We start from the raw sequence: 14,740 nt of genomic DNA, 5'->3' as shown, positions 1-14,740 counted from the left end.
GTAGCCGTCGCGTCCCGGCAGGCCGATGTCGCTCACCAGCACGTCGGGCCATTTCTGGTCGAGCAGCTGCAGCGCGCTGTCGTAGTCGGGCGCGATGCGCACCAGCGCGCCCGCGTCGGACAGCACCACCGCGAGGATCTCGCTGGCGTCGACGTTGTCCTCGACCACCAGCACCTCGAGCCCCGCGAGCAGGTGGTCGGAGGGCGGATCGCCCGCGGCCTGGCGCGCGTCGAGCAGGATGATCCCGCCGTCGCCATCGGGCACCACGCCGAGCGACACGCGCAGGGTGGCGCCCTTGCCCTCGCCTTCGCTGTGGGCCGAGACCTGACCGCCATGCAGCTCGGCGAGGTTCTTCACAATCGACAGCCCGAGGCCGAGCCCGCCATGGAAGCGGTTGTCGGGCGAGTCGCTCTGCGAGAAACGGTCGAACAGGTGCGGCACGAAATCGCTCGCGATGCCGCGGCCGAAATCCTGCACCGACAGATGGAGCCGGTCGCCGCTGCGCACCAGGTCGACCACGATGCGACCGCCCTCGTTGGAGAACTTGATGGCGTTCGACAGCAGGTTCCAAACGATCTGCTGGAAGCGCGTGCCGTCGAGCCAGGCGGCCTGCTCGGCGCCTTCCTGGTTGAAGTGGATGGACAGCTTCTTCGCGGCCACGGCCGCGTTCGAGGCCTCGATCGAGGCGCTCACCAGCGCCGCCGGGTCCACCCATTCGCGGTGCAGCCGCAGCTTGCCCGAGCTGATGCGCGAGACATCGAGGATGTCGGAGATCAGCCGCGCCTGCGCCTTCACGCTGCGGTCGATGGCGTTGAGGCCCTTCTCCATCTGCTCGGGCGCGCGGTTGCCGACCTTCAGCAGGTGCACCCAGCCGCCGATGGCGTTGAGCGGATTGCGCAGCTCGTGCGAGAGCACGGCCACGAAGTCGTCCTTGGTGCGGCTCAGGCGCTCGGCCGAGGCACGCGCCGCCTGCTCGCGCTCGAGCACCTCGCGCCGGCGCGATTCGAGTTCGAAGCGCTCGGACACATCGAGCGCGATGCCCACGCGCAGGCCGGGTTCGATCGGCGTGGACATGGTCCACTCGAGGCGGGTCCAGCTGCCATCCTGGCGCAGCAGCGGAAACTCGCCGGTCCAGCGCGCCGCGGGCTGCAGCGGGTCGGTGCTCTCGACGGTGTGGGTGCGCACGAAGTCGGTCCAGTCCGGCGGCGCGAAGGCGCTGACCGCCTGTCCGATCAGTGTCTCGCGCGAGCGCCCTAGCATGCCGAGCATCGCGGGATTGACGTCGGCGAAGCGCCCCAGTGCATCGATCAGCGCGATGCCCAGCGGCGCCTGGTCGTAGATGGCCCGAAAGCGCGCCTCGCTCGCGCGCTGCCGCTCCTCGGCCAGCCGCGCGCGGATCAGCGCCTGCAGGGTGGCGATCAGCACCGGCGGCTCGACCGGATGCACCAAGTAGGCATCGGCACCGGCGTTGAGGCCCGCCACCTTGTGCTCGTTGCGCACGAAGGTCGCCGACAGGTGCACCACCGGCAAGGTCGAGGTCTCGGGCCGCTGGCGCAGCTGCTGGCAGACCTCGAAGCCGCTGAAGTCCGGCAGGTGCACGTCGAGCACCACCGCCGAGATGTTCTTCGGCGCCAGCCGCACGGCCTCGCCACCGGTGCCTGCCTCCTGCGTATGGAAGCCGGCCGCGCGCACCACGCGCGCGGTGGCGTAGCGGGTGGTGGGGTTGTCGTCGACCACCAGCACCGTGTGCTGCGAGCGGTCGATGGTGATGTTGATGACGGGGTCGATGTTCATGCCTGCCCCGCGTGCTGTTCGTTCGCGGTGCCGCCGGCTCCGTTCCAGCCCCATCCGTCCTCGCCGTTCTGCGCCTCGGCGCCGGACTGGCGCCGCAGCTGCACCGGCAGCGTGACCGAGAAGGTCGAGCCCTTGCCGAGTTCGCTCTCGAGCTCGACATGGCCGCCGAGCAGCGTGGCAAGTTGCTTGCTCAGCGAGAGGCCCAGGCCGGTGCCGCGCAGCCGCTTCTGCACCGGCGAATCGACCTGCGAATAGTCGTCGAACACGGCCGCATGGTGCTCGGGTGCGATGCCGATGCCGGTGTCGGCCACCGAGAAGCGCACGCGATCGTCGCCCACGCGCATCGCGGTCACGCGCACCTCGCCCTCGGGCGTGAACTTGAGCGCGTTCGAGATGAAGTTGCGCAGGATCTGCGACAGCTTGCGGTCGTCGGTATAGAGCTTGGGCAGCCCCTCGGGCTCCTCGAAGATCAGCGCGGTGGCCGGGTTGCCCAGTACCGGGCGGAACATGCCGCGCAGCGCCGAGAACAGGTCGACCATCTCGAACCAGGCCGGCGAGATCTCCACGCGGCCGGCCTCGATCTTGGCCAGGTCGAGCAGGTCGTCGACCATCTCGGCCAGTTCCGAGGCCATGGTCTCGACGAAGCCGACCTGCTTCTCCTGCTCGGGCGTGAGCGGGCCGTCCATGCGGTCGTTGAGGATGCGCGTGATGCTGCGGATCGCATTGATCGGCGTGCGGAACTCGTGGCTCATGTAGGCCAGGAAGCGGCTCTTGAGCTCGGTGGCTGTCTTGAGCTGCTCGGCCTGCGCGTCGAGCTCGGCATAGAGCGCCACCACGCCGCGGTTGGTTTCCTCGAGTTCGGCGCGCAGCTCGTCGCTCTCCTGGCGGCTCTCGGCCAGCTGGCGCGCGAGCGCCGAGGCCTCGGTGTCGTGCGCGGTGTCGGGTTCGCTGCTGCTCATCGCCATTCCTTTCGCCGCAGAACCACGACCGTCGCATCGTCGCGGTGACGCGTATGGTCGCGCAAAAGCACCGCGGCCACCAGCGTAGGGTCCTTTTGCAGCAATGGCCGGATGCGGTCGGCCTGCCAGCGCGTCTCGATGCCGTCGCTGTGCAGCACCACCAGCGCGTGCGGCGGAAGTTCCATGGTGGCGGCCTCGGGCTTGCGGATCTGCATGCCGGCGGTGCCGTGCTGGGTCAGGATGCCCTTGTCGAAGATGCCCGAGAGCACGCGCCCGACGATGTTGCCGGCGCCCGACCAGGCGATGGACTCGCCCTCGGTATCGAGCTTCAGCACGCACACGGCCGCGCCGCGCGTGGACTGCAGCCGCTGGTGCAGCTGCTGCAGCGCATCGCGGACCTCGCGCCCAGGTGCTTCCGCGAAGGCCTCGGTCGCGGCCTGCGCGGCCTTGGCCGCCTCGGGCCCGTGGCCCAGCCCGTCGACCAGCAGCAGGTTGAAGTTGTCACCCTCGGGCGACACCGAAGCCGCCCACGCGTCGCCGCTGACGGATTCGTAGGGCGCCGGCAGGCACAGCGCACCGATCTGCACCCGCTGCGCGCCCGGTACCTCGGCCGCGCCGCGGCCGCGCGCCTCGCGCACGCGCGCCACGCAGACCGTGCCCTCGGGCACCGACGAATGGATGTCGAACTCGTCGGCCAGCCGCCGCACCGCGCCCAGGCCGGTGCCGGGCGTGCTGCCCGAGGAGTGGCCGTCCTGCATCGACAGCGCGAGGTTCTCGATGCCCGGCCCCTCGTCGATCGAGACGACCTCGATCTCGTGCATCTGCGGCCGCGAAGCGATCAGCAGCCGGCCCTTGCGCGCATGCCGCAGCAGGTTGGTACCGAGCTCGGTGACGACCAGCGCGACCCTGCCGGCGTCGACCTCGTTCCAGGCCATCTCGGCCGCGGCCTGCGCCGCATGCCGTCGCGCCTCGCCGACCCGGCTCGCATCGTCGATCGGAACCGCCTTGTGGGTCCAGCCCGCGATCACTTCCACTTGGTGATGCTCACGCGAGTGCCTGCGCCGGGCGCCGACTGGATCTCGAAGTCGTTGACCAGCCGCTTGCTGCCCGGCAGCCCCAGGCCCATGCCGTTGCCGCTGGTCCAGCCATCGGTCAGCGCCAGCGCGATGTCCTCGATGCCGCGGCCCTCGTCCTCGAAGTGCAGCTTCAGGCCGCGCCGGCCGTTGCGTTCGACGAACTCCCAGCGCATGCGCCCGCCTCCGCCGTGGATCAGCGCGTTGCGCGACAGCTCGCTGGCGGCCGTGATCATCTTGGTCTGGTCGACCAGCGACAGCTTGAGTTCCTGGCACAGCGCGCGCACCATCTGGCGGCTGGCCACGATGTTGTGCTCGGACAGCAGCGGCAACGTGCCCGTGGGGTCAGCGGCCAAGAGCGTTCTCCAGGCGCGCGCGGCGCAGCATCTCCATGCCGCGCTCGACATTGAGCGCCGTTCTCACGCCCTCGAGCGACAGCCCGAGTTCGACCAGGGTGATCGCCACCGCCGGCTGCATGCCGACCACCACCGTGGTGGCCGACAGGATGCGGGCGATGCCCGAGATGCTGGTCAGCATGCGGCCGACGAAGGAGTCGACGATCTCGAGCGCCGAGATGTCGATCATCACGCCCGAGGCACCGGTCCTGGAGATCTGGCCGGCCAGGTCGTCCTGCAGCTGCAGCGCGGTCTGGTCCTGCATGTCGACCTGGATCGTCACCAGCAGGATGTCGCCCATGCGCAGGATGGGAATGCGGTCCATGGCGGCTCCGCTCAGGCCGTGCGCTCGATGCACCAGCCCGCCTGCTTCAGGGCCAGCGCGAGCGCGTCGGCCAGCGTGGCCTTGGTCTGCACGCCCTGCAGGTCGATGCCCAGGTGCACGATGGTCTGGGCGATCTGCGGCCGGATGCCGCTGATGATGCAGTCGGCGCCCATCAGGCGGATCGCGGTCACGGTCTTGAGCAGATGCTGGGCCACCAGGGTGTCGACCGTGGGCACGCCCGTGATGTCGATGATCGCGATGCCGGAGCCGGTCTCGACGATGCGCTGCAGCAGCGCCTCCATCACCATCTGCGTGCGGCCGCTGTCGAGCACGCCGATCATCGGCACGGCCAGCACGCCCTCCCACAGCTTCACGACCGGGGTCGAGAGTTCGAGCAACTCTTCCTGCTGGCGGCGGATGATGTCCTCGCGCGCCTGCTGGAAGGTGGTGACCGTGTGCTGCGCGAGCTTGTCGACCGAGGCCGACAGGGTCCACAGCGCGCCGGCCAGCGCGGCGGGATCCTTCGCCAGCCGGCGCTGCAGCGCATCGAACAGCGGCTTCTTGAGCGCCAGCACGAACAGGCTGGTGTCGCCGGCCGATTCGCCCTTGGCCGCGCGCGTGCGCGAGAGGTTGGCCAGCGTGTCGCGCAGCGGTGCCCGATTCGGCCGCCTCGAAGCGCGCGGCGTCGCCGCCCGCGGCCAGCACGCCGTCGAGCTGGCGCAGCAGCTCGCCGCCCTCGGCCTTGGCCGCGCGACGCGCGCCCGGTTCGCTCACGCGGGCTTCGTCCAGCCAGCCCTCGAGGACGTCGTTTTCTTCCTCGCGCAGCGTCGCGCGCAACGCTTCATGGTCGTTCTTCATGGATTTCCTCTCGGTATTTGCACGGTTCGCGGTCCCACCACCGACCGCCCGTGCATTCGATCATGCGCGCGGCGGCTCCCGTCCCCATTTTGAGTATTTGGTTCGCATCGGGGATCGTAGCCGTTGGCAGAGCGCACCGACGAAGCTGCATTGGTCAAGCGATGCCGCGACCTCGCGTAGGCCCTGTCCCACAAATGGGATGGGCGAGGCGGCCTTCGACTGGGCCTGGTTTCGCACCGGCGCGCAATGTCTTTTGACATAGCGCGCGTTTCTTGTTGCCCGACTGTGGGATTCAGGCCTCGCTGCGTATCGATTCGTACGCCGATGTACTGCTTGCGCCTACATGCGCTGTGCGTTGGCGCGGGACAATCGCGCCATGGTGGAGATCAGCAACATGGACATGGATGCACTGGCCGCAGAGGCCGCGGAATGGCGCCGTCGCGCCCTGCGCGGCGACGCGCGCGCACGCGGCATGGCGCATGAACTCGAGCGCAAGCTGCGCCGTCAGCTGCCCTCGATGCCGGTGGCGGGCCTGGAGCTCGACACCCGCCCGCTCGAACTCCGCAAGCCGCCACCACGCTGGTGGAAGCTCTGGTAGGCAGGGCGCGCGCTCTGCCCTCCGTCCGGCTCCTTCAGTTCTTGCCCAGAGCCGCGACCACCGCGTCGCCCATTTCCTCGGTGCCCACGCGCGTGCTGCCGGCCTGGTAGATGTCGCCGGTGCGCAGGCCATCGGCCAGCACGCGGCGCACCGCCTGCTCCACGCGATCGGCGTTCGCCGCCTGGCCGAACGAGAAGCGCAGCATCATCGCCATCGACAGGATCGCGGCCAGCGGGTTCGCGAGGTTGCGCCCGGCGATGTCGGGCGCGGTGCCGTGCACCGGCTCGTACAGGCCGAAGCTGCCGGCCGCCATCGAGGCCGAGGGCAGCATGCCGATGGAACCGGTGAGCATCGCGGCCGCGTCGGACAGGATGTCGCCGAAGATGTTGCCGGTGACGATCACGTCGAACTGCTTGGGCGCGCGCATCAGCTGCATGGCCGCCGCATCGACGAACAGGTGCGTGAGCTCCACGTCGGGATACTCGGCCCCCACGCGCGTGACCACCTCGCGCCACAGCTGCATCACCTCGAGCACGTTGGCCTTGTCGACCGAGCACAGCCGGCCCTTGCGCGCGCGCGCCGTGCGGAAGGCCACGTGCGCGATGCGCTCGACCTCGGGCTCGGAGTAGCGCATGGTGTTGAAGGCCTCGCGCTCGCCCGCGGCATTGACACCGCTGCCGCGCGGCTCGCCGAAATAGACATCGCCCGTGAGTTCGCGCAGGATCAGGAGGTCGAGTCCCTCGACCACCTCGGGCTTGAGCGTGGAGGCGCCGATCAGCTCGGGGAACAGGAAGGCCGGCCTGAAGTTCGCGAACAGGCCCAGCTCCTTGCGCAGGCGCAGCAGGCTCGCGCCGGGCCGCATCATGAACGGGATGGCTTCGTCGCCGGGCATGCCGGCCGAGCCGAACAGGATCGCGTCGGCCTGGCGCGCGATCTCGCTGGTGGCCGCGGGCAGCGGGTCGCCCGCGCTGTCGATGCCGGCCTGGCCGATCGCGGCATGCGCGAGTTCCAGCGGCTGGGCCGCGCCCACCACGGCCTTCAGCACCTTCAATGCCTGGGCAGTCACCTCGGGGCCAATGCCGTCGCCCGGCATCACTGCGATCTTCATGTCTGGGAACCTTTTCTAGCTGTTCAGAGAGAGGAATGGGACAGCGCGGCATCGGCGGCGCGGCGCCGCTCGAAGTCCTCGATGCGCGCGCGCTGGGTCAGCGTGTAGTCGATCTCGTCGAGGCCTTCGAGCAGGCAATGCCGCGCGAAGGGATCGATGGCGAAGGACTCGACCTCGCCGCCGGGCCGCGTGACGGTCTGCGCGCGCAGGTCCACGCGCAGGCGCGCGCCGGGGTCGGCGGCGAGTTCGGCCAGCATCGACTGCACCGTGTCCTCGGGCAGGCGCACGGGCAACAGGCCGTTCTTGAGCGCGTTCGAGAAGAAGATGTCGCCGAAGCTCGGCGCGATCACGGTGCGAAAGCCGCCATCGTGCAGCGCCCACACCGCATGCTCGCGCGAGGAGCCGCAGCCGAAGTTGCGGCCCGCCACGAGGATGCGCGCCTGCGCGTACACGGGGTCGTTGAGCACGAAGTCGACGCGGCGCGCGCCCGCGGCATCGTGGCGCACGTCGTGGAACAGGTAGTTGCCGAAGTCGTCCGAGCGCGGCTTCTGCAGGTAGAGCGCGGGCACGATCTGGTCGGTGTCGACATTGATGCGCGCGAGCGGCGCGGCGACCGCGTCGAGGGAGGTGAAGGCTTCCATGGGATCGGGCGTGGGTTCGTGGCAGCGGCGCTTCAGCGCGCCGGCGGGATGGCGCGCACGTCGGTCAGCCGGCCGGTGATGGCGGCGGCCGCGGCCATCGCCGGGCTCATCAGGTGGGTGCGCGAACCCGGCCCCTGGCGGCCGACGAAGTTGCGGTTCGAGGTCGAGGCGCAGCGCTGGCCCGCGGCCACCTGGTCGCCATTGGTGCCCAGGCACATCGAGCAACCGGCATGGCGCCATTGCAGGCCGGCGTTGCGGAACACCGCATCGAGACCCTCGGCCTCGGCCTGCTGCTTCACGAGCCCCGAGCCGGGCACGACCCAGGCTTCGACGCCTTCGGCCACGCGCCGGCCGCGCACCACCTCGGCGGCGCTGCGCATGTCCTCGATGCGGCCGTTGGTGCACGAGCCGATGAAGACGCGGTCGACCGCGAGATCGGTCAGCGCCTGGCCCGGTGCCAGGCCCATGTAGTCCAGGGTGCGCCGCATCGCCTCGCGGCGCTCGGCATTCGGCGCCTGCGCGGGATCGGGCACGCGGCCGGTGATCGGGAGCGCGTCCTCGGGGCTGTTGCCCCAGGTGACCATGGGGGCGATGTCGGCCGCCGACAGGTGAACCTCGCTGTCGAAGGCCGCGCCCTCGTCGCTCGGCAGCCGGCGCCAGCCGGCCAAGGCCGCGTCCCAGGCCGCACCGCGCGGCGCCTCGGGCCGGCCGGCCAGCCATTCGAAGGTGGTGTCGTCGGGCGCGACCATGCCCGCGCGCGCGCCGGCCTCGATCGACATGTTGCACACCGTCATGCGGCCCGCCATCGCGAGCGCGCGGATCGCCTCGCCCGCGTACTCGATCACGTGGCCGGTGCCGCCGGCGGCGCCGATGCGCGCGATCACGGCCAGGATGATGTCCTTGGCCGACACGCCCGCGCCGAGCCGGCCGTCGATGGTCACGCGCAGCGTGCGCGGCCTGCGCTGCCACAGCGTCTGCGTGGCCAGCACGTGCGCCACTTCCGAGGCGCCGATGCCGAAGGCCAGCGCGCCGAGCGCGCCATGCGTGGCCGTGTGGCTGTCGCCGCAGACGATCACGCTGCCCGGCAGGCTCAGGCCCTGCTCGGGACCGACCACATGCACGATGCCCTGGCGGATGTCGTCGAGGCCGAAGAAGCGGATGCCCGCGGACGCGCTGTCGTCATGCAGCGCCTGCGCCATCGCGCGCTTCTCGGCATCGGCGATGTCGGCCAGCACGCGCGAGCCGGTGGGCACGTAGTGGTCGGGCGTGGCGAAGGCGCGCTCGGGCCGGCGCACCGGCAGTTGCCGCTGGCGCAGCATCTCGAAGGCCGGCGCGGAGCCGTCCTGCACCAGGTGGCGGTCGACGTACAGCAGGCTCTGGCCGTCGTCGCGCTGCATCACGACATGCGGCTCCCAGATCTTGTCGAACAGGGTGCGGGGAGCGGGGGAAGCGGACATGGAATCGTCGGGAACGTGGGAAGAAGAAAGGACTGGGTCGGCGTTCAATCGAGCTTCACGCCCGAGATGCGCACGATCTCGGCATAGCGCTTGGTCTCGCTGGCCATGAAGCGGCCGTACTCCTCGGGCGTGCCGCCACCGACCTCGGCGCCGAAGGCCAGCATGCGCTTCTGGAACTCGGGCGACTTGAGCACCGCGTTGGCCTCGGCATTGAGCTTGGCGATGATGGCCTTGGGCGTGCCGGCCGGCGCCGACAGGCCATACCACGAGGAGGCATAGACGCCGGACAGCCCCACCTCGTCGAAGGTGGGCACGTCGGGCAGCGCGGGGTTGCGCTTCTTCGAGGCCACCGCGAGCGCGCGCATCTTGCCGCTGGCGACGAAGGGCAGGCAGGTGGTCGTGTCGAGCATCAGCGAGACATGGCCCGCCGCGAGGTCGGCCTCGGCCGGCGCCGTGCCCTTGTAGGGCACGTGCACGATGTCGATCTTGGCCGCGCTGGCGAACTGCACCGCCGCCAGGTGCTGCGAGGAGCCGATGCCGCCCGAGGCGTAGTTGAGCTTGCCGGGGTTGGCGCGCGCGGCGTCGATCACGTCCTTGGCGGTCTTGAACGGCGAGTCGCCGGGCACCACCAGGATGTTCGGCACCGCCGACACGTAGATCACCGGCTCGAAGTCCTTGACCGGATCGAAGCCGAGCTTGCTGTAGAGGCTGGCATTGACCGCGTTCGGGCTGATCGAGGACATCAGCAGGTTGTAGCCATCGGGCTTCTGCCGCGCCGCGAGCTCGGTGCCGATGTTGCCGCCGGCGCCCGCGCGGTTGTCGATCACGAAGGGATGGCCGAGCCGGTGGCCGAGCATGTCGGACACGATGCGCGCCGTGGTGTCGACGCCGCCGCCCGCGGGCCAGGGCACCATGAGCTTGATCGGCTGGCTCGGGTAGTTGGCGGCCGCGTCCTGGGCCGACGCGAGCGCGGGGCCGAAGCCCGCGAACAGCACCGCGGCCATCGTGCAGGCATGCAGTTTCTTCATCATTGCGCGTCTCCTGTCTTGTAGTGCCCGCATCCTAGGCGCGCAGAGGAAGGCGCCGCAATCACAATTAACGCATGCAGGCATGAGCTAAAGTCAGACCCCATGACACGCCGCCTGCCACCGCTCAACGCCTTGCGCGCCTTCGAGGCCGCCGCGCGCTGCGGCAACTTCACGCGCGCCGCGCACGAGCTCTGCGTGACCCAGGGCGCGGTGAGCCGCCACATCGCCACGCTTGAGGACTGGCTCAAGGTGCAGCTGTTCGAGCGCGGGCGCCACGGCATCCGGCTCACGCCCGCGGGCCAGAGCTATCACGCGAGCATGCGGGTGGCCTTCGACCAGATCGAGCTCGGCACGCGGCAGCTGCAGCAGAGCCCCGACGAGTGGCTGCTGCGCATCAAGCTGCCGCCCACCTTCGCGATCCGCTGGCTGATTCCGCGGCTGGCGCGCTTCCACGCCAGGCATCCGCGCATCGACGTGCAGATCACCACCTCGCACAAGCCCACCGACTTCGAGCGCGACGACGTGGACGTGAGCATCCACTCCGAGCCCAGCCCACCCGAGGGCCCGGGCTACCGGCTGCTGTTCCGCGAGACGCTGCTGCCGGTGTGCGCGCCGGCGCTGCTGCAGCGCGAGCCGCCGCTGGCGCAGCCGGCCGACCTCGCGCAGCACGCGCTGCTGAGTTCGCTGAACCGGCCGCAGGACTGGCCGGCCTGGCTCGAGGCCGCGGGCCTGAGCGGCGTCGATACGCACCGCGGCCTCAAGTTCGAGAACGCCGCCATGGCCTACCAGGCGGCGGCCGAGGGGCTGGGCGTGATGATGGGCCTGCTGGCCTTCGTGCGCGACGACCTCGCGAGCGGCCGGCTGGTGGCGCCGCTCGCGCTGCGGCTGCCGACCGAGGGCGGCTACTTCATGGCCTGGCGCGCCGACCGGCCGGTACCGCAGCGGGTGCGCGACTTTGAGCACTGGATGGCCGAGGAAGTGGCGGCCGCCGAAGGCTGAAACAAGGGTTCCGACCGGGGCGCGGGCTTTCCCCGATGCGCCGCGGCGGCCATGCGGCCAAAAATGACTACGTATTCATGAATACGTACCCAAAGACGACTCCACCATGACACTGAACATCCAGAAACTCCCTTCGATGCTGGGCGCCGAGGTGACTGGCATCAGCCTGCGCACCCTGACCGACCCCGACACGCTCGCGCAGCTGCGCGCCGGCATGGACGAGCACGCGGTGCTGGTCTTTCGCGACCAGCCGCTCGAGAACGAGGAGCAGCTCGCCTTCGCCGAGCGCTTCGACGGCACCTTGCACAGCAAGACCTCGGTCGCGGTGCTCGCGAAGAACCGCTTCGGCAACGAGGCCCTGACCGACATCTCCAACGTCGGCGCCGACGGCCAGATCCTGCCGGCCGACCACCGGCTGCGCATGAGCACCATCAGCAACCGGCTGTGGCACACCGACGCCTCGTTCGAGAACCCGCCCGGCCGCTACTCGATGCTGTCGGCGCGCGTGGTGCCGCCGGTGCGGGCCGACACCGAGTTCGCCGACATGCGCGCCGCCTACGACGCGCTCGACGACGCGACGAAGGCCGCCATCGAAGGGCTGCAGGTCTTCCATTCGATCGCCTACTCGCGCCAGATCATGGGCTTCGAGTTCTCCGAGGAAGAGAAGCAGCGGCTCAAGGGCGCGGTGCATCCGCTGGCGCGCACCCTGCCGCGCACCGGGCGGCGCTCGCTCTACCTCGCCTCGCATGCCTCGCACATCGTCGACATGGCCGTGCCCGAGGGCCGGCTGATCCTGCGCGACCTCAGCGAGCACGCGACGCAACAGCAATTCATCTACCGCCACGAATGGCGGGTGCACGACTTCGTGATCTGGGACAACCGCACCACCATGCACCGCGCGCGGCCCTTCGACGACAAGAAGTACCGGCGCGAGCTGCGGCGCACCACGACGCTGGACCTCCCGCTGCCCGCTACCTCGACCTCGACCGCGACGGTGGCCGCATGAAGGCGCGTTCGCTATTGCGCGCCGCGGGCCTGTGCGTGGCCTCGCTCGCGTTCTCGGCCGCCGCGCTGGCCCAGGCCTGGCCGGCCAAGCAGCCCGTGCGCTTCGTCGTGCCCTACCCGCCCGGCGGCGCCTCCGACGTGACCGCGCGCCTGCTCAGCGTGAAGCTCACCGAGGCGCTGGGCCAGGCCTTCGTGGTCGAGAACCGGCCCGGCGCCAACGGCCTGATCGCGCTCGAGTACGTCGCCAAGTCGGCGCCCGACGGCTACACCATCCTGATGGCCAACCTCGGACCCAACGCGATCAACCCGGCCGTCTACCGCAAGCTGCCCTACGACGCGATCAAGGACTTCACGCCGATCACGCTGACCTCGGTGGTGCCGCTGGTGGTGCTGGTGCAGCCGTCGATGCCGGTGAACTCGATGAAGGAGCTGATCGCCTATGCCAAGGCCCATCCCGACAAGCTGACCTATGCCTCGGCCGGCAACGGTTCGGCCAACCATCTCGCGGGCGAGATGATGAAGTCGATGGCGGGCTTCAAGATGGTCCACGTGCCCTACAAGGGCGATGCGCCCGGCCTGCAGGACACCATCGCCGGCAACGTGAGCGTGATCTTCCCGACCGTGATCGGCGGCATGTCGCAGATCAAGAGCGGCCTGCTCAAGCCGATCGCGGTGACCGGTGCCAAGCGCTCGTCGGCGCTGGGCTCCGTCCCCACGGTGGCCGAAGGCGGCATCCCGAACTTCGAGGCCAACTCGTGGGGCGGCGTGATGGGTCCGGCCAACCTGCCGCCCGAGATCGTCGCGCGGCTCAACACCGAGATCGTGAAGATCCTCAAGCAGCCGGAGACGGCCGCCAAGCTCACCTCGATGGGTGCCGACATCGTCGGCTCGACGCCCGAGGAGTTCGCGAGCTACCTGAAGAACGAGGTCGCGAAGTGGGGCAAGGTGGCCCACGAGAAACAACATCACGTTGGACTGAGCCGCGAGGCGTCGATCAGCCGGCCGTGCCCCGCACGATGAACGCGTGCGGCAGCACCACGCGCGCCGGCTCCATCTGCTGGTTGTCGAGCCGCGCGCACAGCCGCGCGACGGCGGCTTCCACCATCGCCTCGCGCGATTGCGAGACCGTCGTGAGCGCGATGCTGTCCCAGGCGGCCATCGGCACGTCGTCGTGGCCCACCACCCAGACATCGCGCGGCACTGCGAGCCCCTGCGAGCGCACGCCGTCGAGCGCGCCGATCGCCACGATGTCGTTGACGCCGAAGATCGCATCGACGCGGCCCGCCTGCAGGATCGCGCGCGCAGCCTCCTGCCCCGCGGCATAGGAGAACTTCGGCACCCGCGCGACCGCGCCCGGGCTCAGCGCCACGCCGCGCCGCGCGAGCTCCTCGACGAAGCCCTGCTCGCGCTCGCGCAAGGTGCTCGGCAGGTCGTGGCCCGAGATCAGGCCGATCCGCGTGCGCCCGTGGTCCACGAAGAAGCCCGCGGTCGAGGCACCGCTCGCGCGGTTGTCGCTCGAGAACTGGTCGAAGGCATCGGAGCCCACGGTGCGGTGCAGCAGCACCAGCGGCACCTTCTGCGCGATGCGTTCCAGGAGCGGCAGCGAGGCCTCGGTGGCCGTGGTGGTGATGACGCCGTCCACGCCGCTCTCGACCATCACGCGCATGGTCGCGTCGCTGAAGTCCTCTTCCTCGTAGACCGAGGCCGAGAGGCCGCGCTTGCGCAGCGCGGCCGAGAGCAGCTGCAGCATCGCCGGATAGAGCGGATTGACCGCGAGGTTGGCGACCACCAGCGCGATGATGCCGGTGCGCTTGGTGCGCATCCAGCGCGCGGCCGCGTTGGGCGCATAGCCCGATTGCGCGATCGCATCGAGCACCGCCTGGCGCGTGGCCGGCTGCACCAGCGGCGAGTTCTGCAGCACGCGCGACACCGTCGCCTGCGACACCCCCGCGAGCCGCGCGACGTCCCTGCTGGTGGGCTTGCCGCCGGAACCGATCATGAAGAAGCCGCTGGAGATGCCATGCGGCGATTCTAGGATGGCGTGCCGACGCGCCGCCCCTGAAGCCGGCCCCCGCAACGGCCTCAGAGATCGAGCGTCAACGCCTCGCCGAACGCGCGCGAACAGCACGGCAGGAACTGGTCGTGCAGCGCCTGTTCCTGCGCCGTGAGAAAGGCATCGCGGTGCTCGACCCGGCCCTCGAGCACCGGTGTGAGGCAGCTTCCGCAGACCCCTTGCTCGCAGGACGATGCGATCTCAATGCCTTCGCGCCGCAGCGCCTGCAGCGCCGTCTCGCCGGCCGCGACGGCGATGCGCCTGCCGCTGCGCGCCGCGACCAGCTCGAAGCCGCGATCGCCTTGCGCCGCCGTCACCGGTTGGAAGGACTCGTGGTGCAACCTGCGCTCGTCCCAGCCTGCGGCCTTCGCGTTGCACAGCACATGGTCCATGAAGCCCTGCGGGCCGCAGACATAGAGCCGCGCGTCGCCGGGCCGGCCGACCAGT

General features: G+C 70.1%; 14 protein-coding genes and 2 pseudogenes. 4 read left to right on the top strand and 12 right to left on the bottom strand.

Annotated features, from left to right (window positions below; all coding sequences use genetic code 11):
* Positions 1–30: 30 nt before the first annotated feature.
* The 6 genes and pseudogenes from ACHMXE_RS08935 to ACHMXE_RS08910 form a co-directional block, all read right to left on the bottom strand.
* Positions 31–1,794 (bottom strand): annotated as a pseudogene (locus ACHMXE_RS08935) (ATP-binding protein); the annotation flags it as partial.
* The gene (locus tag ACHMXE_RS08930; protein WP_395345737.1) at positions 1,791–2,753 is read right to left on the bottom strand and encodes a sensor histidine kinase; all 963 of its coding nucleotides are present in this window, start codon (positions 2,751–2,753) and stop codon (positions 1,791–1,793) included. The pseudogene ACHMXE_RS08935 and the gene ACHMXE_RS08930, both read right to left, overlap by 4 nt.
* Positions 2,750–3,787 carry an ATP-binding protein gene (locus ACHMXE_RS08925; protein WP_395345735.1) on the bottom strand — a complete coding sequence of 346 codons (1,038 nt, stop codon included), beginning with the start codon at positions 3,785–3,787 and terminating at the stop codon, positions 2,750–2,752. The genes ACHMXE_RS08930 and ACHMXE_RS08925 overlap by 4 nt, the downstream gene beginning before the upstream one ends.
* A complete protein-coding gene (locus ACHMXE_RS08920; protein ID WP_395345733.1) occupies positions 3,778–4,182 on the bottom strand; it encodes an anti-sigma regulatory factor in 405 nt (134 codons plus the stop codon). The genes ACHMXE_RS08925 and ACHMXE_RS08920 overlap by 10 nt, the downstream gene beginning before the upstream one ends.
* On the bottom strand, positions 4,172–4,546 hold the full coding sequence (locus ACHMXE_RS08915) for an STAS domain-containing protein (protein ID WP_203207821.1): 375 nt from the start codon (positions 4,544–4,546) through the stop codon (positions 4,172–4,174). The genes ACHMXE_RS08920 and ACHMXE_RS08915 overlap by 11 nt, the downstream gene beginning before the upstream one ends.
* An 11-nt stretch (positions 4,547–4,557) precedes the next feature.
* Positions 4,558–5,404: pseudogene (locus tag ACHMXE_RS08910) on the bottom strand (STAS domain-containing protein).
* A gap of 376 nt (positions 5,405–5,780) precedes the next feature.
* On the opposite strand from ACHMXE_RS08910, the gene ACHMXE_RS08905 reads away from it, so the two are divergent.
* Entirely contained in the window at positions 5,781–6,002 is a 222-nt protein-coding gene (locus ACHMXE_RS08905; protein WP_203207823.1) for a hypothetical protein, read from the top strand.
* Positions 6,003–6,036: 34 nt separating this feature from the next.
* Here ACHMXE_RS08905 and leuB read toward each other — a convergent pair whose 3' ends face one another.
* Genes leuB through ACHMXE_RS08885 form a run of 4 tightly spaced genes read right to left on the bottom strand, consistent with a single transcriptional unit; the run spans position 6,037 to position 10,239 of the window.
* Positions 6,037–7,110, bottom strand: a complete 1,074-nt coding sequence (leuB, locus tag ACHMXE_RS08900) for a 3-isopropylmalate dehydrogenase (protein WP_395345731.1) — start codon at positions 7,108–7,110, stop codon at positions 6,037–6,039.
* A gap of 23 nt (positions 7,111–7,133) precedes the next feature.
* The gene (gene leuD / locus ACHMXE_RS08895) at positions 7,134–7,751 is read right to left on the bottom strand and encodes a 3-isopropylmalate dehydratase small subunit (RefSeq protein WP_395345729.1); all 618 of its coding nucleotides are present in this window, start codon (positions 7,749–7,751) and stop codon (positions 7,134–7,136) included.
* 32 nt (positions 7,752–7,783) lie between these two features.
* Positions 7,784–9,208: a 3-isopropylmalate dehydratase large subunit gene (gene leuC, locus ACHMXE_RS08890; RefSeq protein WP_395345727.1), complete on the bottom strand. Its 1,425-nt coding sequence runs from the start codon at positions 9,206–9,208 to the stop codon at positions 7,784–7,786.
* A gap of 44 nt (positions 9,209–9,252) precedes the next feature.
* On the bottom strand, positions 9,253–10,239 hold the full coding sequence (locus ACHMXE_RS08885) for a Bug family tripartite tricarboxylate transporter substrate binding protein (RefSeq protein ID WP_395345725.1): 987 nt from the start codon (positions 10,237–10,239) through the stop codon (positions 9,253–9,255).
* A gap of 99 nt (positions 10,240–10,338) precedes the next feature.
* Between ACHMXE_RS08885 and gcvA the strand changes: the two genes are divergently transcribed.
* The 3 genes from gcvA (at position 10,339) to ACHMXE_RS08870 (ending at position 13,260) form a co-directional block, all read left to right on the top strand.
* Complete coding sequence (gene gcvA / locus ACHMXE_RS08880) at positions 10,339–11,235, top strand: transcriptional regulator GcvA (RefSeq protein WP_209545652.1); 897 nt, start codon at positions 10,339–10,341, stop codon at positions 11,233–11,235.
* A 106-nt stretch (positions 11,236–11,341) separates the two neighbouring features.
* On the top strand, positions 11,342–12,241 hold the full coding sequence (locus tag ACHMXE_RS08875) for a TauD/TfdA dioxygenase family protein (RefSeq protein WP_395345722.1): 900 nt from the start codon (positions 11,342–11,344) through the stop codon (positions 12,239–12,241).
* Positions 12,238–13,260, top strand: a complete 1,023-nt coding sequence (locus ACHMXE_RS08870; RefSeq protein WP_395345720.1) for a tripartite tricarboxylate transporter substrate binding protein — start codon at positions 12,238–12,240, stop codon at positions 13,258–13,260. Before ACHMXE_RS08875 ends, ACHMXE_RS08870 begins: the two co-directional genes overlap by 4 nt.
* Here ACHMXE_RS08870 and ACHMXE_RS08865 read toward each other — a convergent pair.
* A complete protein-coding gene (locus ACHMXE_RS08865; RefSeq protein WP_203207831.1) occupies positions 13,235–14,239 on the bottom strand; it encodes a LacI family DNA-binding transcriptional regulator in 1,005 nt (334 codons plus the stop codon). The genes ACHMXE_RS08870 and ACHMXE_RS08865 overlap by 26 nt on opposite strands.
* 83 nt (positions 14,240–14,322) lie before the next feature.
* Positions 14,323–14,685, bottom strand: coding sequence for a 2Fe-2S iron-sulfur cluster-binding protein (locus ACHMXE_RS08860; protein WP_395345718.1), 363 nt, complete (start codon positions 14,683–14,685; stop codon positions 14,323–14,325).
* Positions 14,686–14,740 lie beyond the last annotated feature (55 nt).

The organism is Variovorax sp. UC122_21 (assembly GCF_044056785.1).
Lineage (GTDB): Bacteria > Pseudomonadota > Gammaproteobacteria > Burkholderiales > Burkholderiaceae_C > Variovorax.
The sequence above is the reverse complement of the archived record's forward strand: the minus strand, read 5'-3'. Positions and strand labels throughout refer to the sequence as shown.